Origin of the sequence: Acidovorax sp. HDW3, assembly GCF_011303755.1 — a bacterium.
Taxonomy (GTDB): Bacteria; Pseudomonadota; Gammaproteobacteria; order Burkholderiales; family Burkholderiaceae_C; genus Paenacidovorax.
Genome location: NZ_CP049885.1, coordinates 622,449 through 643,142 on the forward strand (window position 1 = coordinate 622,449; position 20,694 = coordinate 643,142).

General features: G+C 65.5%; 22 protein-coding genes. 12 read left to right on the forward strand and 10 right to left on the reverse strand.

Annotated features, from left to right (window positions below):
• Positions 1–6: 6 nt before the first annotated feature.
• The 5 genes from G7045_RS02760 to grpE form a co-directional block, all read right to left on the reverse strand.
• Complete coding sequence (locus tag G7045_RS02760; protein ID WP_166160325.1) at positions 7–942, reverse strand: LysR family transcriptional regulator; 936 nt, start codon at positions 940–942, stop codon at positions 7–9.
• A gap of 209 nt (positions 943–1,151) precedes the next feature.
• Positions 1,152–2,516 carry an MBL fold metallo-hydrolase RNA specificity domain-containing protein gene (locus tag G7045_RS02765; protein ID WP_166156985.1) on the reverse strand — a complete coding sequence of 455 codons (1,365 nt, stop codon included), beginning with the start codon at positions 2,514–2,516 and terminating at the stop codon, positions 1,152–1,154.
• Between the two features lie 92 nt (positions 2,517–2,608).
• Entirely contained in the window at positions 2,609–3,748 is a 1,140-nt protein-coding gene (dnaJ, locus tag G7045_RS02770; protein WP_166156988.1) for a molecular chaperone DnaJ, read from the reverse strand.
• Positions 3,749–3,835: 87 nt separating this feature from the next.
• Positions 3,836–5,782, reverse strand: coding sequence for a molecular chaperone DnaK (gene dnaK / locus G7045_RS02775; protein ID WP_166156990.1), 1,947 nt, complete (start codon positions 5,780–5,782; stop codon positions 3,836–3,838).
• Positions 5,783–5,858: 76 nt separating this feature from the next.
• Entirely contained in the window at positions 5,859–6,401 is a 543-nt protein-coding gene (gene grpE, locus G7045_RS02780; RefSeq protein WP_166156993.1) for a nucleotide exchange factor GrpE, read from the reverse strand.
• A 186-nt stretch (positions 6,402–6,587) separates the two neighbouring features.
• Here grpE and rpsF point away from each other — a divergent pair, with 186 nt between their 5' ends.
• The 5 genes from rpsF to dnaB all read left to right on the forward strand — a co-directional run bounded on the left by rpsF (position 6,588) and on the right by dnaB (position 9,615).
• Positions 6,588–6,956, forward strand: coding sequence for a 30S ribosomal protein S6 (gene rpsF, locus G7045_RS02785; RefSeq protein WP_166156996.1), 369 nt, complete (start codon positions 6,588–6,590; stop codon positions 6,954–6,956).
• A gap of 17 nt (positions 6,957–6,973) precedes the next feature.
• Positions 6,974–7,264: a primosomal replication protein N gene (priB, locus tag G7045_RS02790; RefSeq protein ID WP_166156999.1), complete on the forward strand. Its 291-nt coding sequence runs from the start codon at positions 6,974–6,976 to the stop codon at positions 7,262–7,264.
• An 18-nt stretch (positions 7,265–7,282) separates the two neighbouring features.
• Positions 7,283–7,564, forward strand: coding sequence for a 30S ribosomal protein S18 (gene rpsR / locus G7045_RS02795; RefSeq protein ID WP_166157002.1), 282 nt, complete (start codon positions 7,283–7,285; stop codon positions 7,562–7,564).
• A 12-nt stretch (positions 7,565–7,576) separates the two neighbouring features.
• The gene (gene rplI, locus G7045_RS02800) at positions 7,577–8,026 is read left to right on the forward strand and encodes a 50S ribosomal protein L9 (RefSeq protein ID WP_166157005.1); all 450 of its coding nucleotides are present in this window, start codon (positions 7,577–7,579) and stop codon (positions 8,024–8,026) included.
• Positions 8,027–8,196: 170 nt separating this feature from the next.
• Entirely contained in the window at positions 8,197–9,615 is a 1,419-nt protein-coding gene (gene dnaB, locus G7045_RS02805) for a replicative DNA helicase (RefSeq protein ID WP_166157008.1), read from the forward strand.
• Positions 9,616–9,690: 75 nt separating this feature from the next.
• Here the strand turns inward: dnaB and G7045_RS02810 are convergent, their stop codons facing one another.
• The 3 genes from G7045_RS02810 to G7045_RS02820 form a co-directional block, all read right to left on the reverse strand.
• The gene (locus G7045_RS02810) at positions 9,691–11,352 is read right to left on the reverse strand and encodes a PhoH family protein (RefSeq protein ID WP_166157011.1); all 1,662 of its coding nucleotides are present in this window, start codon (positions 11,350–11,352) and stop codon (positions 9,691–9,693) included.
• 160 nt (positions 11,353–11,512) lie between these two features.
• On the reverse strand, positions 11,513–11,998 hold the full coding sequence (locus G7045_RS02815; protein WP_166157014.1) for a peroxiredoxin: 486 nt from the start codon (positions 11,996–11,998) through the stop codon (positions 11,513–11,515).
• A gap of 120 nt (positions 11,999–12,118) precedes the next feature.
• The gene (locus tag G7045_RS02820; RefSeq protein WP_166157017.1) at positions 12,119–12,493 is read right to left on the reverse strand and encodes an Mth938-like domain-containing protein; all 375 of its coding nucleotides are present in this window, start codon (positions 12,491–12,493) and stop codon (positions 12,119–12,121) included.
• Between the two features lie 105 nt (positions 12,494–12,598).
• Here G7045_RS02820 and G7045_RS02825 point away from each other — a divergent pair, with 105 nt between their 5' ends.
• From G7045_RS02825 to moaD, 6 genes are all read left to right on the forward strand, one after another.
• On the forward strand, positions 12,599–13,840 hold the full coding sequence (locus tag G7045_RS02825) for a pyridoxal phosphate-dependent aminotransferase (protein WP_166157020.1): 1,242 nt from the start codon (positions 12,599–12,601) through the stop codon (positions 13,838–13,840).
• A 72-nt stretch (positions 13,841–13,912) separates the two neighbouring features.
• Entirely contained in the window at positions 13,913–15,247 is a 1,335-nt protein-coding gene (locus G7045_RS02830) for a homoserine dehydrogenase (protein WP_166157023.1), read from the forward strand.
• Positions 15,247–16,680, forward strand: a complete 1,434-nt coding sequence (gene thrC, locus G7045_RS02835) for a threonine synthase (protein WP_166157026.1) — start codon at positions 15,247–15,249, stop codon at positions 16,678–16,680. The genes G7045_RS02830 and thrC overlap by 1 nt, the downstream gene beginning before the upstream one ends.
• 70 nt (positions 16,681–16,750) lie before the next feature.
• Entirely contained in the window at positions 16,751–17,359 is a 609-nt protein-coding gene (gene mobB, locus G7045_RS02840; protein ID WP_166157029.1) for a molybdopterin-guanine dinucleotide biosynthesis protein B, read from the forward strand.
• Complete coding sequence (glp, locus tag G7045_RS02845; RefSeq protein WP_166157032.1) at positions 17,360–18,604, forward strand: gephyrin-like molybdotransferase Glp; 1,245 nt, start codon at positions 17,360–17,362, stop codon at positions 18,602–18,604.
• Positions 18,601–18,876 carry a molybdopterin converting factor subunit 1 gene (gene moaD / locus G7045_RS02850; RefSeq protein ID WP_166157035.1) on the forward strand — a complete coding sequence of 92 codons (276 nt, stop codon included), beginning with the start codon at positions 18,601–18,603 and terminating at the stop codon, positions 18,874–18,876. Before glp ends, moaD begins: the two co-directional genes overlap by 4 nt.
• 20 nt (positions 18,877–18,896) lie before the next feature.
• Here the strand turns inward: moaD and G7045_RS02855 are convergent, their stop codons facing one another.
• Together G7045_RS02855 and G7045_RS02860 are read right to left on the reverse strand one after the other, a co-directional pair.
• Positions 18,897–19,190 (reverse strand): hypothetical protein, encoded by a 294-nt coding sequence (locus G7045_RS02855; protein WP_166157038.1) that lies wholly within the window; start codon positions 19,188–19,190, stop codon positions 18,897–18,899.
• Between the two features lie 7 nt (positions 19,191–19,197).
• Positions 19,198–19,848: a cytochrome c oxidase subunit 3 gene (locus tag G7045_RS02860; protein ID WP_205737200.1), complete on the reverse strand. Its 651-nt coding sequence runs from the start codon at positions 19,846–19,848 to the stop codon at positions 19,198–19,200.
• A 210-nt stretch (positions 19,849–20,058) separates the two neighbouring features.
• Here G7045_RS02860 and G7045_RS02865 point away from each other — a divergent pair, with 210 nt between their 5' ends.
• A complete protein-coding gene (locus G7045_RS02865) occupies positions 20,059–20,565 on the forward strand; it encodes a molybdenum cofactor biosynthesis protein MoaE (RefSeq protein ID WP_166157041.1) in 507 nt (168 codons plus the stop codon).
• Positions 20,566–20,694 lie beyond the last annotated feature (129 nt).

A 20,694-nucleotide genomic window follows, 5' to 3' on the forward strand; every position in this document is an offset into this window, starting at 1 on the left:
GTGGGGTTACAAGCGGGTGGCCGGCCGGGTAGGGGCCAGGTGTTCGAGCAGCAGGCGCGCGCTCGCCGGCAGGGCGGCAAAATCGCGCGCCACCAGGCGCAGCTCGCGCTGCGCCCAGGCGTTGGTCAGGGGCACGGCGGCCAGCGGCCCCAGGCCCTGGAGCAGGCCAAAGGCGCGGCTGGGCAGCAGGCCCACGCCCAGGCCGTTGGCCACCATGCGGCACATGGCGTCCAGGCTGGTGACCTGGATGCGCTGGCGCAGCGTGCGCCCGGCGCGCGCCGCCGCCTGCTGCATGGCCAGGCCGACGGAGCTGCCCGCCTGCAGGCCGACGATGTCGCAGTCCAGCGCTTCTTCAAAATCAATAGCAGCTCGCGCGCTCAGGGCGTGGCTTCGCGGCATGACAAGCACCAAATGGTCGCTGCGGTAGGGGCGGCTTTGCAGGCCCGCTGGGCTGCCGCTGCTGCCCAGGTGGCACACGCCCAGGTCGGCCGCGCCCTCTTGCACCGCTTGCAGCACGGCGGGCGAGAGGTGCTCTTGCAGGTCGATCTTGATCTGGCTGTGCACGCGGGCAAAAGCGCCCAGGTCTTCGGGCAAAAACTGCACGATGGCCGAGATGTTGGCGTGCATCCGCACATGGCCGCGCACGCCGTGGGCATATTCGGCAAGCTCGCCCTGTATGCGTTCGAGGCCAAACAGCACACTGCGCGCGTGGTGCAGCAGGCTCTCGCCGGCGGCGGTCAGCGCCACGCCCCGGCTGTGGCGCTGCAGCAGCGTGGTGCCCACGGCTGCCTCCAGGTCCGACAGGCGCTTGCTCACCGCCGAGGCGGCGATGAACTCCTGCTGCGCCGCACGGCCAATGCTGCCCTGTTCGCACACGGCGACGAACAGTTGCAGCGAGGTCAGATCAAGGCGGCGCGCAAAGCTGCGCTCGGAGTTTTTCATGGACTGTGGGGTTTGCATTCTTGTATGGCGAATGCTGGGTGTATTTTCACACGCTCAACCCCGGTTAGTCATCGTAATACACGATGGGTTCTATCGTTGCTGGCCGGGCCTATCGGCGCGGCTGGATGGGGAGTAGGGGACGTTTTGCTATTAAATACATAGCTGCTAGCGCTTGATGTATAAGCGCTAGAGGCCAAAAACATTCCAAATTACAGGCTGTAGCTGGCGCCGGCGTGCGGCACCTGGGCCGGCCAGTGCAGTTCGCGCTCGATGCGTTGGCGCAGGGCGTCGGAGGCGCCCATGTCGCCATGGACGACGAAGACCTTGGCCGGGGCGGGGTGCATCTGGCCAAGCCAGCCCAGGAGCTGGCGTGCGTCGGCGTGCGCCGAAGCCGAATGCAGCTGCTGCACTTCGGCGCGAATGGCCACGTCCTGGCCCAACATGCGTACGGTTTTTTCGCCAGCAGCCAGGCGGGCGCCGCGCGTGCCCGGGGTTTGGTAACCGGTGAGCAAGATGAGGTTGCGGTGGTCGCCCGCGTGCAGCAGCAGGTGGTGCAGCACGCGCCCACCGGTGGCCATGCCGCTGGCGGCAAGGATCACGCGCGGGCCGTGCAGCCGCGCCAGGGCCTTGGAGTCGTCGGCGCTGTGCACCAAGGTCGTGCCCTGGGCCATGGCCTGCAGTTCGGCGCTGCAGAGGCGGTGCGCGCCCATGTGCTGCCCGAGCAGCTGCGTGGCACTCACGGCCATGGGGCTGTCGAGGTACACCGGCAGGCCGGCGGGGATGCGGCCCTGGGCCTTGAGGCGGGTAATCGCCAGCATCAGCTGCTGCGCGCGCCCCACGGCAAACACCGGCACCACGGCGACGCCGCCGCGTGCCGCCAGGCGTGAGAGCAGCGGCGCGAGTTCATCCTCCATCACCACCGGCGCGTGTTCGCGGTCGCCGTAGGTGGACTCGACCAGCACCACGTCGGCCGCTGGCGGCGCCTCGGGTGGGGGCATGAGCGGGTCGTCCGGGCGGCCCAGGTCGCCCGAGAACAGGATGCGCTGCCCGCCCACTTCCAGCAGCACGCTGGCCGCGCCCAGGATGTGGCCGGCGCCAAAGAAGCGTGCGCGCCAGCCCGGCAGCGGATCGAACGGCTGGTGCAGCGGGTGCGCCTGCAGCAGGCGCAGGCTGCGTACGGCATCGAGCCGCGTGTACAGCGGCAGCGCCGGGTCGTGGCGGCTCAGGCGGTGGCGGTTGAGGTAGGCCGCTTCTTCCTCTTGCAGGTGACCGCTGTCGGGCAGCAAGATGGCGCACAGGTCGCGCGTGCCGGCGGTGCAGTGCACCGCACCGCCGTAGCCTTGGCGCGCCAGCAGCGGCAGGTAGCCGCTGTGGTCGAGGTGGGCGTGGGTCAGCAGCACGGCGTCGATGCTGGCCGCCGCCAATGGCAGCGGCTCCCAGTTCATCTCGCGCAGCGTTTTGTAGCCCTGGAACAGCCCGCAATCGACGAGCAGGCTTTGGTTCTGGTAGCGCACCAGGTATTTGGAGCCGGTGACGGTGCCGGTGGCACCGAGAAAGGTGATGCTGACGCTCATACGGGCCTCCTGTGGTGGTGCCAGCGTAGCAGCAAAAGAACGGTAAAAAAAAAACGGCACGCGCTCGGCGTGCCGTGGTGGTGTGTGCCCGATCAGCTGAAGAAGCTCTTGAGCTTGTCGGTCCAGCTCTCGGCGCTGGGCGAATGCTTGCCGCCGCCTTTTTTCAGCGACTCTTCGAGCTCGCGCAGCAGCTTGCGCTGGTACTCGGTGAGCTTGACCGGCGTCTCGACGACGATGTGGCAGTACAGGTCGCCGGGGTAGCTGGCGCGCACGCCCTTGATGCCCTTGCCGCGCAGGCGAAACTGCCGGCCTGCCTGCGTGCCTTCGGGGATGTCGATCACGGCCTTGCCAGCGAGCGTGGGCACCTCGATCTCGCCGCCCAGCGCTGCGGTGATGAAGCTCACCGGCACCTGGCAGTGCAGGTCGTCGCCATCGCGCTCGAAGATGTCGTGCTTCTTCACGCGGATCTCGATGTACAGATCGCCCGGCGGGCCGCCGTTGGTGCCGGGCTCGCCGTTGCCGGTGCTGCGGATGCGCATACCGTCGTCGATGCCGGCGGGGATTTTCACGTCCAGCGTCTTCTGGCGCTTGATCTTGCCCTGGCCGTGGCAGCTGGTGCAGGGCTCGGGAATGATCTTGCCCGTGCCCCGGCAGTGCGGGCAGGTTTGCTGCACGCTGAAAAAGCCCTGGCGCATCTGCACCACGCCCTGGCCGCTGCAGGTGGTGCAGGTCTTGGCCTGGGTGCCGGGCTTGGCGCCGCTGCCGTGGCAGCTGTCGCAGGCATCCCAGCTGGGGATGCGAATTTGTGCATCTTTGCCATTGGCCGCTTCTTCGAGCGTGATGTCCATGGCGTAAGACAGGTCGCTGCCCCGGTACACCTGGCGGCCACCGCCGCGCCCGCCCCGGGCGCCGCCGAACATGTCGCCGAAGATGTCGCCAAAAGCCTCGGCAAAACCGCCAAAGCCTTCGCCGCCACCGCCTGGGCCGCCGCGCATGTTCGGATCGACGCCGGCGTGGCCGTACTGGTCGTAGGCGGCGCGTTTTTGGCCGTCCGAGAGCATCTCGTAGGCCTCTTTGGCCTCCTTGAATTTTTCTTCGGCAGTCTTGGCGGCATCACCCTGGTTGCGGTCCGGGTGGTACTTCATGGCCAGCTTGCGGTAGGCCTTTTTGATGTCGTCGTCCGAGGCGTTCTTGGGTACGCCCAGGACTTCGTAAAAGTCTTTTTTCGACATGGTGCAATCCGTTTGCTTGTAAGCGCAACGCCGCGCAAGGCCGGGAGGGGCCTGCGCGGCGGTCGTGGGTCAGCGCAGCGGCAGGGATCAGCCCTTCTTCACTTCCTTGACCTCGGCGTCGATCACGTTGTCGTCGTCGGCGGGCTTGGTGTTGGCACCAGCTTGCGCGCTGGCAGCACCTTCGGCAGCGCCGGCAGCAGCTTGCGCGGCCTGGGCGTCGGCGTACATCTTCTCGCCGAGCTTCTGGCTGGCGGCCATCAGGGCTTCGGTCTTGGCGTCGATGTCGGCCTTGTCGTCGCCCTTGAGGGCTTCTTCCAGGGTCTTGGCGGCGGCTTCGATGGCGGATTTTTCAGCCGCGTCGAGCTTGTCGCCGTGTTCGCCCAGGCTCTTGTGCACGCTGTGCAGCGCGGCTTCGCCCTGGTTCTTGGCCTGCACCAGTTCGAGCTTTTTCTTGTCGTCGGCGGCATTGAGCTCGGCGTCCTTCACCATGCGCTGGATCTCGTCTTCCGACAGGCCCGAGTTCGCCTTGATGGTGATCTTGTTTTCCTTGCCCGTGCCCTTGTCCTTGGCGCCCACGTGCAGGATGCCGTTGGCGTCGATGTCGAACGACACCTCGATCTGCGGCAGGCCGCGCGGTGCCGGCGGGATGCCTTCGAGGTTGAACTCGCCCAGCAGCTTGTTGCCGCTGGCCATCTCGCGCTCGCCCTGGAAGACCTTGATGGTCACGGCCGGCTGGTTGTCGTCGGCGGTGGAGAAGGTCTGCGCGAACTTGGTCGGGATGGTGGTGTTCTTGGTGATCATCTTCGTCATCACGCCGCCCAGGGTTTCAATGCCCAGGGAGAGCGGGGTGACGTCCAGCAGCAGCACGTCCTTGCGGTCGCCCGAGAGCACCTGGCCCTGGATGGCGGCACCGACGGCCACGGCCTCGTCAGGGTTCACGTCCTTGCGCGGCTCCTTGCCGAAGAATTCCTTGACCTTGTCCTGCACCTTGGGCATACGGCTCATGCCGCCGACCAGGATCACGTCGTTGATGTCGGCCACGCTGATGCCGGCGTCCTTGATGGCCGTGCGGCAGGGGGCGATGGTGCGCTCGATCAGCTCATCGACCAAAGACTCCAGCTTGGCGCGGGTGAGCTTCAAGTTCAGGTGCTTGGGGCCGGTGGCGTCGGCGGTGATGTAGGGCAGGTTGATGTCGGTCTGCGCGCTGTTCGAGAGCTCGATCTTGGCCTTTTCGGCCGCTTCCTTCAGGCGCTGCAGGGCCAGCACGTCCTTGGACAGGTCCACGCCCTGGTCCTTTTTGAACTCGCTGATGATGTAGTCGATGATGCGCTGGTCGAAGTCTTCGCCGCCCAGGAAGGTGTCGCCGTTGGTGGAGAGCACTTCAAACTGCTTCTCGCCATCGACGTCGGCGATCTCGATGATGGAGACGTCAAACGTGCCGCCGCCCAGGTCGTACACGGCGATCTTGCGGTCGCCCTTTTCCTGCTTGTCCAGGCCAAAGGCCAGGGCGGCAGCGGTGGGCTCGTTGATGATGCGCTTGACTTCCAGGCCGGCGATGCGGCCAGCGTCCTTGGTGGCCTGGCGCTGGGCGTCGTTGAAGTAGGCCGGCACGGTGATGACGGCCTCGGTCACGGGCTCGCCCAGGTAGTCCTCGGCGGTTTTCTTCATCTTGCGCAGGATGTCGGCGCTGACCTGCTGGGCCGAAATTTTGTTGCCGCGCACTTGCACCCAGGCGTCGCCGTTGTCGGCGGCCACGATGGCGTAGGGCATCAGGTCGATGTCCTTTTGCACTTCTTTTTCCGAGAACTTGCGGCCGATCAGGCGCTTGATGGCGAACAGCGTGTTCTTGGGGTTGGTCACCGCCTGGCGCTTGGCCGAGGCGCCGACGAGGATTTCGCCGTCTTCCTGGTAGGCGACGATGGAGGGCGTGGTGCGCGCGCCTTCGCTGTTCTCGATCACGCGCGTGGTGTTGCCTTCCATGATGGACACGCAGCTATTGGTGGTGCCCAGGTCGATGCCGATGATTTTTCCCATGTTTCTTCTCCGAATGCTGGAATGTTTGAATGTGTTGTATCTGTGAACGGTTTGTGCGGTTTCAAGGGCCGGGCGCTTATTTGGGCGCCGCCACCGTCACCAGGGCCGGGCGCAGCACGCGCTCGGCGATCAGGTAGCCTTTTTGCAGCACGCTGACGACGCTGTTGGCTTCCTGCTCGGCCGGCACCATGCTGATCGCCTGGTGCTGGTGCGGGTTGAATTTTTCGCCCACGGCAGGGGCAATCACCACCACCTTGTTGCGCTCCAGGGCCGAAACCAGCTGGCGCAGCGTGGCGTCTGAGCCCTCGCGCAGCTGCTCGGCGGTGGCGCTCTCCAGGGTCAGGGCCGCGTCCAGGCTGTCGCACACCGGCAGCAGGCTCTCGGCAAAGCTCTCGATGCCGAATTTGCGTGCCTTGGAAACCTCTTCTTCGGCGCGGCGGCGGGCGTTTTCGGCCTCGGCCTTGGCGCGCAGGAACTGGTCGGCCAGGTCGGCGCTCTTGGCCTTGAGTTCGGCGAGCTCGGTTTGCAGGCGATTGAGCTCGTCGGCGGCGTTGGCCGCCAGGGCAGCTTCGACTTCTTCGGGCGAGGTGGGCGTGGCTTTGGGGTTCAGCTCAGACATGGCGGGTAGTGAAAAGTCGTTGAAAACGGGTATGGCCGCTTACCTGGGGCCGGGCGCCGGATTTTCAAGACACCCGGCGGCGCAGTGGCGAGTGTACAAAAATCAACGCACTGCTATAATGCCCGGCTTTGCCTTGCCACACCGCTACTTTGACGCAGCGGGCGGCTTCAACCAAAAGGAGTGTTTATGCGTCACTACGAAATCATTTTGTTGATCCACCCGGATCAAAGCGAGCAGGTTCCGGCCATGCTCGAGCGCTACAAGGGCATGATCGCCGCTGGCGGCGGTGCTGTGCACCGCGTGGAAGACTGGGGCCGCCGTCAACTGGCGTACCTGATCAACAAGCTGGCCAAGGCCCACTACCTGTGCCTGAACATCGAGGCCGACCAGGCTGTGATGGCCGAGCTTGAGCACGCCTTCAAGTTCAACGACGCCGTGCTGCGCCACCTGACGGTGCAAAAGAAGAAGGCCGACACCGGCGCTTCTTCCATGATGAAGACCGTTGAGCGCGAAGAGGCCCGCAAGGCCAACGCCGCTGAACAAGCAGCTGTCTGATCGCTCTCGCACCCGGGGTGCATAACCACGTTTGCCTGACTGCCTGTATCGCCGAGGCCCAGCCTTTGCGCTACACCCCCGCCGGCCTGCCCGCGCTGGACTTGCGCCTGGAACACCAGTCGCGTCAAGCCGATGCCGGTCAGGAACGGGACGTCAAGCTCTCGCTCAAGGCCCTGGCCTTTGGCGTGTTGGCCGAGCGGCTGGCGCGCCAGAATCTTGGAAGCAGTTTTTGTTTTCAGGGTTTTTTGGCCACAGGACGCGGCGGTAAAACCGTGGTGCTGCATATCCAGGACATTCAACAAGATTAATTTTCAAGAGGCTCGACAATGGCCACCTTCAAGAAATTCAACAAGGACAAGCGTCCCAAGCGCAACTCCCAGTCGCTGCTGTTCAAGCGCAAGCGCTTCTGCCGCTTCACCGTCGCTGGCGTCGAAGAAATCGACTACAAGGACGTGGACACCCTGCGCGACTTCATCGCTGAAAACGGCAAGATCATCCCCGCGCGCCTGACCGGCACGCGCGCCATCTACCAGCGCCAGCTCAACACCGCCATCAAGCGCGCCCGCTTCCTGGCCCTGCTGCCCTACAGCGACCAGCACAAGATCTAAGGAGTCAGAACCATGCAAATCATTCTGCTCGACAAGGTCGTGAACCTCGGCAACCTCGGCGAAATCGTCAAGGTCAAAGACGGCTACGCCCGCAACTTCCTGATCCCCACCGGCCGCGCCCGCCGCGCCACTGCCGCTGCCAAGGCCGAGTTCGAAGCCAAGCGCGCCGAACTGGAAAAGGCTGCTGCTGAAAAGCTCGCTGCTGCCCAGGCACAAGGCGAGAAGCTCGCTGGCACCACCGTCAAGCTGACCCAGAAGGCCGGTGTCGATGGCCGCCTGTTCGGCTCGGTCACCAACCACGACATCTGCGAAGAAATCAACAAGCTGGGCTACCAGCTGGTGAAGTCGCAGATCCGTATGCCTGGCCTGATCAAGACCGTGGGCGACACCACGCTGAGCGTGGCGCTGCACACCGACGTGGTGGTCGAAGTGACGGTTTCCGTCTACGGCGAAACCGCCTAAGCACCGCTGCTGCGGTACTGGCAAAAGCCGCCCTCGGGCGGCTTTTGTGTTTTTCGTCCCCTGTTTATTCCCCGCCTGCCCACTGCTTGTGCAGTGCTTATCCACAGGGTTATGCCATGACGGCTGCGCCCCTGCGCCCTACGATGGCGGGCTTCGCTCCAAGGAATCCCATGTCTGCCGTGATGCCGCCGCTCGACGACGATTTTCTTTCCATGCCGCCGCCGCTCGATCGTGAGGTGGCACAGCTGCGCGTGCCGCCGCATTCGATGGAGTCGGAGTCGAGCGTGCTCGGCGGCCTGCTGCTGGACAACAACGCCTGGGACCGCATTGGCGACGTGCTGGGGGAGAGTGACTTTTACCGCCACGAGCACCGGCTGATTTTTACCGCCATCAGCGGCCTGATCAACGCCAGCAAGCCGGCGGACGTGATCACGGTGTATGAGCAGCTGCAGGGCCTGGGCAAGGCCGAGGAGGTTGGCGGGCTGGTGTACCTGAACCAGCTGGCGCAGTACGTGCCCAGCGCCACCAACATCCGCCGCTACGCCGAGATCGTGCGCGAGCGCGCCATTTTGCGCAAACTCGTCACCGCCAGCGAAGACATTGCCACCAACGCCTTCAGCCCGCAGGGGCGCACGGTCGAGCGCATCCTGGACGAGGCGGAGGCGAAGATTTTTGCCATTGGCGAAGAGGGCTCGCGCACCAAGCAGGGCTTTCAGTCGCTCGACACCCTGGTGATCGACCTGCTCGACCGCGTGCAGGAGATGGCCGACAACCCGGTGGACGTGACCGGCGTGCCCACCGGCTTTGCCGATCTTGACCGCATGACCAGCGGCCTGCAGGCGGGCGACCTGGTGGTGCTGGCGGCGCGCCCCTCCATGGGCAAGACCTCGTTCGCCGTCAACATTGCCGAGCACGTGGCGCTCAACGAAGGGCTGCCGGTGGCGATTTTCTCGATGGAAATGGGTGCGGCGCAGTTGGCGGTGCGTATCGTCGGCTCCATCGGCCGCGTGAACCAGGGCAATCTGCGTACCGGCAAGCTCAGCGACGAGGAATGGCCGCGCCTGACCGAGGCCATCGAGCGCCTGCGCACCGTCAGCCTGCACATCGACGAAACCCCGGGCCTGACGCCCACCGAGCTGCGCGCCAACGCCCGGCGCCTGGCGCGCCAGTGCGGCAAGCTCGGCCTGATCGTGGTGGACTATTTGCAGCTCATGAGCGGCTCGGGTGCCGCCAGTTCGGACAACCGTGCCACGGAGCTGGGCGAAATCTCACGCGGCCTGAAAATGCTGGCGAAGGAACTGCAGTGCCCGGTGATTGCGCTCTCGCAGCTCAACCGCTCGGTCGAGCAGCGCACCGACAAGCGCCCCATGATGAGCGATCTGCGCGAATCGGGCGCCATCGAGCAGGATGCAGACATCATCATGTTCATCTACCGCGACGACTACTACAACAAGGATTCGAGCGAGCCCAACATTGCCGAGGTCATCATCGGCAAGCAGCGTAACGGCCCGACCGGCACGGTCAAGCTGTTCTTCCAGAAGAACCAGACGCGCTTTGAAAACCTCGCCATGGGCGGCGATGGGTATTGATTTTGATAATAAAAATAGCTTCCAGCGCTTGTGTGGCAAGCGCTAGAAGCTATCTATTTGATAGCAAAATCAGGCTTAAAGCACTTCGCTGGCAAAGTCTGCCAGGCGCGAGCGCTCGCCGCGCGCTAAGGTGATGTGGCCGCTGTGCGGCCAGCCCTTGAAGCGATCGACGGCAAAGGTCAGGCCCGAGCTGCCCTCGGTGAGGTAGGGCGTGTCGATCTGCGCCAGGTTGCCCATGCAGATGATCTTGGTGCCGGGGCCGGCGCGGGTGATGAGGGTCTTCATCTGCTTGGGCGTGAGGTTCTGCGCCTCGTCGATGATGACGAACTTGTCGAGGAAGGTGCGCCCGCGCATGAAGTTCATGCTCTTGATCTTGATGCGGCTCCTGATCAAATCGTTGGTCGCGGCGCGCCCCCACTCGCCGGCGTTGCCGCCGTCGCCTTTGGCCAAGAATTCCAGGTTGTCGTCCAGTGCGCCCATCCAGGGGCCCATTTTTTCTTCCTCGGTGCCGGGCAGGAAGCCAATGTCCTCGCCCACGCTGACGGTGGCGCGGGTCATGATGATCTCGCTGTAGCGGCGCTCGTCGAGCACCTGGCTCAGGGCGGCGGCCAGGGTCAAGAGCGTCTTGCCGGTGCCGGCCTGGCCGGTGAGGGTGACGAAGTCCACCTCCGGGTCCATGAGCAGGTTCATGGCGAAGTTCTGCTCGCGGTTGCGCGTGGTCACGCCCCAGACGGCATTCTTGGCGTGGCCGTAGTCCTTGAGGGTTTCAAGGACGGCGGTCTTGTCGCGGATCTCGGTCACGCGCGCGTACAGGCTGGGCTCGCCCGGGGCCTCGAAGTAGACGAACTGGTTGATCATCAGCCCCGCTGCCAGCGGGCCGCTGATGCGGTAGTAGGTGTGGGCGCCGCTTTGCCAGCTCTCGATCTTCTTGCCGGCCTTGCTCCAAAAATCGGGTGGCAGGGCGAGTACGCCGGCGTACAGCAGGTCGTCGTCGTCGAGCGCCTTGTCGTTCTGGTAGTCCTCGGCGGGCAGGCCCAGGGCGCGGGCCTTGACGCGCATGTTGATGTCCTTGGACACCAGCACCACCTCGCGCCCGGGCTGCTGTGCGCGCAGGGCCTCGACCACGCCCAGGATCTGGTTGTCGGCCTTGCCCTGGGGCAGGCTGGCGGGCAGCTGGTAGGGCAGGGGGGCGGTCTGGAAGAACAGCTTGCCGCTGGCAGTGCGCTGGCCGGTGGCGTCCAGCGGGATGCCGTTGCACAGGTCGCCGCCTTGCGTCGCCACCAGGGCGTCGAGCGAGCGGCTGACCTGGCGGCCGTTGCGTGCCACCTCGGTCATGCCTTTTTTGTGCGCATCCATCTCTTCGAGCACGATCATCGGCAGGAAGATGTCGTGCTCCTCGAAGCGAAATAGGCAGGTGGGGTCGTGCAGCAGCACGTTGGTGTCGAGCACGAACAGCTTGCGCGGGCCGCTGCTGCGCGCCTTGCCGGGCTTGGCTGCAGGCGATGGGGTGCTGCTGGCCTTGGTCGGGGCGCGGCTGGTGCGTGCGCGTACAGGTGTGGCTGCGGTGGTGGGTGCGGGCGCAGCGACGGGTACGGGTGCGCTGTGCGCCGTGGCGATGGGCTCGGGAGCGGCAGCTGCAGCCGTTTTTTTGCTGCGCTTGGGCGTGGCTTTGCTGGTGTTGAAAGCGTCGGCGTTGAGGCGGGCTGCGCGTTGGGTGGGGGCGGGGGGCAGGGGCATGGAGCGATCCTCCGGGCGTCAATCAAAAAGCAAAAAGCCGCCAGGCGAACCGGGCGGCTTGTCGTAGGGCGGTGGGGGCAGAAAGCGTCTCGTGCTGAGGGTGCATCGGCCCATTATGCCGCCGCCAGATGACAACTGGCGGGCAGACGGGGCGGCGTTTTCAGGCGGCTTTTTTCAGTGCCTTGAGGGATTTGACGGCCTTGAGCACTTCGTCCACATGGCCGGGCACTTTCAGGCCGCGCCATTCCTGGGCCAGGATGCCGTCGGCGTTGATGAGGAAGGTGCTGCGCTCGATGCCCTTGACCTTTTTGCCGTACATGATTTTGTTTTTCACCACGCCGAACATATGGCACATTTTTTCTTCGGTGTCGGCGATGAGCTCAAACGGCAGTTCGAGTTTTTCCTTGAAATCGTCGTGCGATTTCATGTTGTCGCGCGAGACGCCAAAGACGGCGGCGCCGGCTTTGACAAAATCCTTGTACTTGTCACGAAACTGCATCGCCTCGGTGGTGCAGCCGGGGGTGTTGTCCTTGGGGTAGAAGTACAGCACCAGAATCTGCCCCTGGTGTGAGAGGTTGGAGACCTTGATGCCGCCGGTGGCGTTCGCTTCAAATTCGGGGAGGGGCTTGTTGACAACGATCGCCATAAAGTCTCAATCTCTGCTGGAAATGGTCGTGAAGAAAAAGTCGGGGAAGTGGGATTTTTATTTTTATTGGTGCCCCGACCGCAATCCGCGATTTTACCCCGAAATGCCTTTTCTTCGGGATCAGGGGGTTTCCAGCAGCAGGGCCAGGGCGACGCGGCGGTCTTCGGCGAGCAAAAAGTTGTAGGTGCGGCAGGCGGCGGCGCTGTCCATGGTTTCGACGCCGATGCGCCGCTGCATCAGGGGCGCGAGCCAGGCGGGTGGCACAAAGCGCAGGCGCTCGCCGCTGCCAAACAGCACCAGCTCCACGTCCAGTGCGGCCAGGGCCGCAAAGTGCGCTGCCGTCAGCGCGTCAAAGCGTGTGCAGTCCCAGGGCTGGCGCAGGCCGTTGGGACCGAGCAAAACGCTGTGTGCGATCTTGTCAGGCCCGACCTGCACCCAGCCGGGGCCGTGGCGGCTGATGGATTGGATGCTGGCGGGATCGGGCTGGAATTTCATGGCAGGGCGGGGGCGCGGGCAGCGCCAATGTTCTGTGGTCAAATTATAGGTTTCGCCGCCTGTTGCCGTGGGCGGCGCCCTGTTGTCAGCCACTGCACTCCAGCGATGAAAACTGTCCGCAAATCCGCCAAGCTCAACCATGTTCTCTACGACGTTCGCGGCCCCATCGTGGACGCAGCGCGGCAGATGGAGGACGAGGGCCAGAAAATCATCAAGCTCAACATCGGCAACATGGCGCCGTTTGGTTTTGATGCGCCCGAGGAAGTGCAGCAGGACATGATCCGCAACCTGCCCAACTCGGCGGGCTACTCGGACAGCAAGGGCATTTTTGCCGCGCGCAAGGCGGTGATGCACTACACCCAGCAGCTGGGCATTGCGGGCGTGGCGCTCGACGACATTTACCTCGGCAACGGTGCCAGCGAGCTGATCGTGATGGCGACGAACGCGCTGCTCAACGATGGCGATGAGCTGCTCGTGCCCATGCCCGACTATCCGCTGTGGACAGCGGCCACCAGCCTCTCGGGCGGCAAGCCGGTGCATTACCGCTGCGACGAGGACAACGGCTGGCTGCCCGACCTGGCCGACATGCGCGCCAAGATCACTGAGCGCACGCGCGGCATCGTCGTCATCAACCCCAACAACCCCACGGGCGTGCTCTACCCGGTGGCGCTGCTGCGCGGCATCATCGAGATCGCGCGCGAGCACGGCCTGGTGCTGCTGGTCGATGAGGTCTACGACAAGGTGCTGTACGACGGCGTCACGTTCACGTCCATGGCCAGCCTGAGCACCGACGTGCTCACGCTCACGTTCAACTCGCTCTCCAAGGCCTACCGCAGCTGCGGCTACCGCGCCGGCTGGATGGTGCTCTCGGGTCCCAAGCAGGACGCGCGCGACTACATCGAGGGCCTGAACATGCTGGCCAACTTGAAGCTCGGCTCGAACGTGCCCGGCCAGTGGGCCATCCAGACGGCGCTGGGCGGCTACCAGAGCATCAACGATCTGGTCAAAGAAGGCGGGCGCCTGCGCCGCCAGCGCGACCTGGCGTACGAGCTCATCACGCAAATTCCTGGCGTCACCTGCGTCAAGCCGCAGGCGGCGCTGTACATGTTTCCGCGCCTGGACCCGGCGATGTACCCCATCGCTGACGACCGCCAGTTCTTCATGCAAGTGCTGCGCGCCACGCGCGTCATGCTGGTGCAGGGCTCGGGTTTCAACTACCCGGACAACCAGCATTTCCGCATCGTCTTCCTACCCCACGAGGACGATCTGCGCGAAGCCATCAACCGCCTGGCGGGCTTTCTGGCCCAGTACCGACTGCGCCACGCCCCGGTGGCGCAAGACGTTTGAGTGCTCCTTTTTTTATAGCTGCTAGCGCTTGTCCATCAAGCGCTGCAGCCACTTTTGACTGGTAAATTTGATATGAAACCCATCCAAGTCGGCCTGCTGGGCATTGGCACCGTGGGCAGCGGTGTGTTCCACGTACTCGCGCGCAACCAGGAAGAAATCCGCCGCCGCGCCGGTCGCGGCATTGAAATTGCCATGGTGGCCGACCTGGACGTGGCGCGCGCCCAGAGCGTGGTCGGCGCTGGCGTGCAGGTGGTGAGCGACGCGCGCGCCGTCATCGCCAACCCCGAGATCGACATCGTCATCGAGCTCATTGGCGGCTACGGCATTGCCAAGCAGCTGGTGCTCGAAGCCATCGCCGCCGGCAAGCACGTGGTCACGGCCAACAAGGCGCTGCTGGCCGTGCATGGCACGGAAATTTTCAAGGCCGCCGCCGAGAAGGGCGTGGTCGTGGCCTACGAGGCGGCCGTGGCTGGCGGTATCCCCATCATCAAGGCGCTGCGCGAAGGCCTGGCGGCCAACCAGATCCAGTGGGTGGCCGGCATCATCAATGGCACCACCAACTTCATCCTTTCGGAGATGCGCGACAAGGGCCTGGACTTCGACGTGGTCTTGAAGGAGGCCCAGCGCCTGGGCTACGCCGAGGCTGACCCGACCTTCGACATCGAGGGCGTGGACGCGGCGCACAAGGCCACCATCATGAGCGCCATCGCCTTCGGCATCCCGGTGCAGTTCGACAAGGCCCATGTGGAGGGCATCACCAAGCTCGGCGCTGCCGACATCCGCTACGCCGAGCAGCTGGGCTACCGCATCAAGCTGCTGGGCATCACCAAGCGCACCGACAAGGGCGTGGAGCTGCGCGTACATCCCAGCCTGGTGCCCGCCAAGCGCCTGATCGCCAACGTCGAGGGTGCCATGAACGCCGTGCTGGTGCAGGGCGACGCCGTGGGCGCCACGCTGTACTACGGCAAGGGCGCGGGCTCCGAGCCCACGGCCAGCGCCGTGATTGCCGACCTGGTGGACATCACGCGCCTGATCGAGGCCGACCCGACGCACCGCGTGCCGCCGCTGGCGTTCCAGAACCACACGCTGCGCGAGGCGGGGCAGGACCTGCCCATTCTGCCGATGACCGAGGTCGTCACCAGCTACTACCTGCGCCTGCGCGTGGCCGATCAGGCCGGCGTGCTGGCCAAGGTGACGGGCATCCTCGCCGGCGCCGGCATCAGCATCGACGCCATGCTGCAGCGCGAGGCCGACGAGGTGGGCGGCGAGGGCAGCACGCAAACCGACCTCATCATCCTCACCCACGACACGCGCGAAGGCACCATGAACGACGCCATGGCGCAAATGCAGCAGCTGCCGACGGTGCTCGCGCCCATCACGCGCATCCGCAAAGAGGAGCTCAACTGATGCGCTACCTCTCCACCCGGGGCGACGCCACGCCGCGCCAGTTCTGCGACATCCTGCTCGAAGGCCTGGCGCCCGACGGCGGCCTGTACCTGCCCGCGCACTACCCGCAGATTAGCGCCGCGCGCCTGGCCGCGCTGCGCCAGACCTACGCCCGCGAAGGCTACGCCGCGCTGGCGTTTGAAATCCTCTCGCTCTACATCGACGACATCCCCGCCGACGACCTGCGCGCGATCTGCGCCAAGACCTACACCGCCGAAGTCTTTGGCAGCCCGGCCATCGTCCCCGTGCGCCCGCTCGAAGGCGTGCTGCACATCGAAGCCCTGTCCAATGGCCCGACGCTGGCCTTCAAAGACATGGCCATGCAGCTCCTGGGCCACCTGTTCGAGTACGAACTGGCACGCCGGGGCGAGCAGCTCAACATCCTGGGCGCCACCAGCGGCGACACCGGCAGCGCCGCCGAATACGCCATGCGCGGCAAAAAAGGCGTGCGCGTCTTCATGACCTCGCCCCACGGGCGCATGAGCCCCTTCCAGCAGGCGCAGATGTTCAGCCTGCAGGACGAGAACATCCACAACATCGCCATCGAAGGCGTGTTCGACGACTGCCAGGACATCGTCAAGGCCGTGAGCAACGACCTGGAATTCAAGCGCCGCTACAAGATCGGCACCGTCAACTCTATCAACTGGGCGCGCCTCCTGGCGCAGGTGGTGTACTACTTCGCCGGCTACTTCCAGGCGACGTCGTCAGAAGGCGAAAAAGTCAGCTTCACCGTGCCCAGTGGCAACTTCGGCAACATCTGCGCCGGCCATGTGGCGCGCATGATGGGCCTGCCGATTGCCAAGCTGGTGGTGGCGACGAACGAGAACGACGTGCTCGACGAATTTTTCCGCACCGGCATCTACCGCGTGCGTGGCAGCAGCGACACGCACGAGACCTCCAGCCCCAGCATGGACATCAGCAAGGCCAGCAACTTCGAGCGCTTTGTGTTCGACCTGCTGGGCCACGACGCAGCAGCGGGCGCCGCCACGCGCGCGCTGTTTGGCGATGCACTGGCACGCCAAGGCTTTTTTGATTTGAGCGCCGACCCGCGCTTTCAAGACGCCGCCAGCCGCTACGGCTTTGCCAGCGGCAAGAGCACGCACGCCGACCGCCTGGCCACCATCCAGGACTGCTGGCAGCGCCTGGGCCAGATGATCGACACCCACACGGCAGACGGCGTGCAGGTGGCGCGTGCCCACCTGGGCACCGAGCCCATGGTGGTGCTGGAGACAGCCCTGCCGATCAAGTTTGCCGCCACCATCGAAGAGGCGCTGGGCCGCGCTCCCGAGCGCCCGCCCCAGTTCAACGGCATCGAGGATTTGCCCAAGCGCGTGCAGGTCATGCCTGCCGACGCCCAGCAGGTCAAGGACTACATCGCCCGGCATTGCGCCTGATTTTTGGCATGAAAATGGCTGCCAGCGCTTATTTGGCAAGCGCGAGCAGCTATTGTTTCAGGAGCAAACCATGAAGGTTGTCGGCTTTGCCGGCTTCTCCGGCGCGGGCAAGACCACGCTCATCGAGCAGTTGATCCCGCTGCTGCGAGCGCAGGGGCTGCGCGTCTCGGTGCTCAAGCACGCGCACCACCGCTTCGACATCGACCAGCCGGGCAAGGACAGCTGGCGCCACCGCCAGGCCGGCGCATTCGAGGTGCTGCTGGCCTCCGACCAGCGCCTGGCGCTGCTGCGCGAGCTGCCTGCGCCGCAGGAGCCCGATATCCACCACCTGCTGGCGCAGTTCGATGCCAGCGTCGATTGGGTGCTGGTCGAAGGCTTCAAGGAGGCGCCGATTCCGAAGATCGAAGTCTGGCGCGCCCCCGAGCCCGGCCAGAGCCCGCGCCCGCTGCGCTACCCGCAGGACGACGCCATCATCGCCATTGCCAGCAACGCGGCATTGCCCGCACCCGCACCCGCACCCGCACCCGCACCCGCACCCGCACCCGCGCCCGCGCCCGCGCCCACGGTACTGGCGCAGCTCGACCTCAACGCCCCGGCGCAGCTGGCCGCTTGGCTGCTGGCTGCGGGCGACCGCTTTGATTACCGGGCGCCCGCAGCGGCGCCCCGCACGGAGGCTTGAATGCAACCCCGCCCCCCCCTCATGCCCTTTGACCAGGCCCTGGCCCAGCTGCTGGCCCAGGCCCAGCCCCTGCCCGATATTGAATGGGTAGACAGCTTTGACGCCGATGGCCGCGTGCTCGCGCACGACCAGGTCTCGGCCCTGCAGGTGCCGCCCTTCGACAACAGCGCCATGGACGGCTACGCCCTGCGCTGCGCTGATCTGGCTGGCGTCGGCACCGAGCTGCCGGTGGCGCAGCGCATCGCCGCCGGCAGCAGCGGCCAGCACCTGCAGCCGGGCACGGCGGCGCGCATCTTCACCGGCGCGCCCGTGCCCGCCGGGGCCGACGCCGTCGTCATGCAGGAAGCCTGCGAGGCCCTCGATGGCGGCGCACGCGTGCGCATCCAGGCCGCAGTGCAGCCGGGGCAGAACATTCGCCGCGCGGGCGAGGACATTGCCCTGGGCGCCACGGTGCTCGCCGCCGGCCAGCGCCTGGGCCCGGCTGCCCTCGGGCTCGCTGCCAGCATCGGCCTGGCGCAGCTGCCGGTGCACCGGCGCCCGCGCGTGGCGCTGTTTTCCACCGGCGACGAACTCGTCATGCCCGGCCAGGTGGCGCCGCAAGACCTGCCCGCAGGCGCCATCTACAACAGCAACCGCTTCTTTCTGCGCAGCCTGCTGCAGCGCCTGGGCTGCAGCGTCACCGACATGGGCATCGTCCCCGACACACGCGAGGCCACCATCGCCGCCCTGCGCCAGGCCAGCAGCGGGCACGACGTCATCCTCACCAGCGGTGGCGTCTCGGTGGGCGAGGAAGACCACATCAAGCCCGCCGTCCAGGCCCTGGGCAGCCTCGATCTGTGGCAAATCGCCGTCAAGCCCGGCAAGCCCTTTGCCTATGGCCGCGTGCAGAGCGGCGCAGGCGCGGCAGCGCACTTCCTCGGCCTGCCGGGCAACCCGGTGGCCAGCTTCGTCACCTGCCTGGTGCTGGTGCGGCCCTTCCTGCTGCGCCTGCAGGGGGTGGCGGATGTTGCTCCTAAAACAATAGCTGTTCGCGCTGATTTTGATTGGCCCCGGGCCGATAAACGCCGTGAATTCTTGCGCGCCCGCCTGCAGCCCGACGGCAGCCTGGCGCTGTTTGGCCAGCAGGGCTCGGGCGTGCTCACCTCCACCGCCTGGGGCGATGGCCTGGTGGACAACCCGCCCGGCCAGAGCATTGCGCGTGGCGACAGCGTGCGCTTCATTCCTTTTGGCGGGCTGCTGGCATGAGCGCCGCACAGAACCCGCACAAGCGCATCACGCTGCGCTATTTCGCCTCCCTGCGCGAGGCCCTGGGCCAGGGCAGCGAAAGCCTGGAAACCAGCGCCGCCACCCTGGGCGCACTGCGCCAGGAGCTGCGCGCACGCGGCGGCGCCTACGCCGAGGTGCTGGCGCCCGGGCGTGCAGTGCGCATGGCGCTGAACCAGGAGCTGAGCCAGGAAACGGCAGCGCTGCCCGATGGTGCCGAGGTGGCGTTCTTTCCCCCCGTCACAGGCGGGTAGGGCAGAATTTGAGTGTTGCCTTAGCGCAAAAACTCATGCCAGGCCGACACCACCAGCCCCAGCGGGGCCAGCGTGGCAAAGCCTTGCAGCAGGCGCGAGAACACCGGCCCGGCGCGGTGCGCTTCCAGGTAGTGGCGAAGCAAAATCCGCGCCTTGATCCAGGCGACCCACGCCACGGCCAGCGCCAGCACCAGGCGTATGGCGCCGCTGTGGTGCTGCGCCGCCAGCGACACGCTCAGCAGCGTCAAAGCACACAGCAGCAACCAGGCCCATGTGGTGGCGCCCACGGGCAGGCGGGTGAAAAAGGCTTTCATACGGCGTTCAAACAAAGGCGTAGAACAGGGCAAAAATCATCAGCCACACCAGGTCGGTGGCGTGCCAGTAAATGGCCAGCGCCTGCGGCCCCCGGGCATCGTCGGCCGAATAGCCGCCGCTGTACAGGCCGATCAAAATCCACAGCATCCCCATCAGCCCCCAGCAGGCGTGGATGAAGTGGTTGATCGTCAGGTAGTAATAGACGACGACGAAAATGCCGGCGCTGGCATCGAGCCCGTGCGACAGGTTCCACTGCCACTCAAAAATCTTCAGCGCCGGGTAGATCAACCCGGTGCAAAACGCCGCAGTCATCCAGGCCGTGGCCTGCTGGCGCCGCCCGGCCTCCAGGTGGTGCACCACGCGCGTCAGCATGTAGCCGCTGCTGATCATCACCAGCGTGATGCATACGCCGCTGAGGGTGGAAAGCCGCGTCGGCCCCTCCTGGAACGCCTGCGGGTAGTGCCAGCGCGCGGTGAAGTAGACGGCAAAAAACACCGTGAATTCCAGGCATTCGAGGCAGATGCCGACCCACATCGCCTTGTAGCCCGGACGCGGCATGTCGCGCAGCGGGGCGTAGGTGGGGGCTGGTGGCGCGGGCTCGGGCGCCGGCAGGGGTGGCGTGGCCAGTGGGGCGGGGGAAAGCGTGCAGGTCGTCATGGGGGCATTGTCCGGCGCTGGGGCAAGGCGAGATCAGCGGGCCAGGGAAGATGCCAGGGACTATGCCGCTATCACGGCGGCTGCGACAGCAGCAGCGGGGGCGAAAAATACCATACCAGTTTGCTGCAGCTTTTTTCAAAACCCTGTGGCCCAGGCCGGCATGGGGGTGGCGACAATAGCCACCTGCCGTTTCATTTCGCCGCCCTTGCCATGACTGCCGCCCCCGTATCCAGCGTTTGTATCCAGACCCAGGACTTCGACGTTTCCACCGAACTGGCGCAGCTGCGCGCCCAGGACGCGCGCGTGGGCGCGGTGTGCTGCTTCGTCGGCACGGTGCGCGATCGCAACGAGGGCGACAGCATCCGCACCATGGAGCTCGAGCACTACCCCGGCATGACGGAAAAATCCATAGAGGCCATGATCGATGCCGCCTTCGCGCGCTTCGATCTGTACGGCGCCCGCGTCATCCACCGCGTTGGCCTGCTCGCGCCGCTCGACCAGATCGTGCTCGTGGCCGTGACCAGCGCGCACCGGGGCGAGAGCTTTCAGGCGTGCGAATTCCTGATGGACTACCTCAAGACCCAGGCGCCGTTCTGGAAGAAGGAGCAGACGCCCGAGGGCGCGCGCTGGGTCGATGCGCGCGTGACGGACGACGCCGCCATGGCGCGCTGGGGGCTGCAGCTGCCGCCCATGGCCGCGCCCGGGACTGAATCTTGATGCTTTCTTGATACCCGCCGCTGCAATCTTGACCCCGGCCTGATACCCCAAAACCTAGCATTCCTCCACCACACAACGGAGGAATGCCATGCGCTTACACACCCCCCTTTTTTCGGCTCCCAAGGAGCG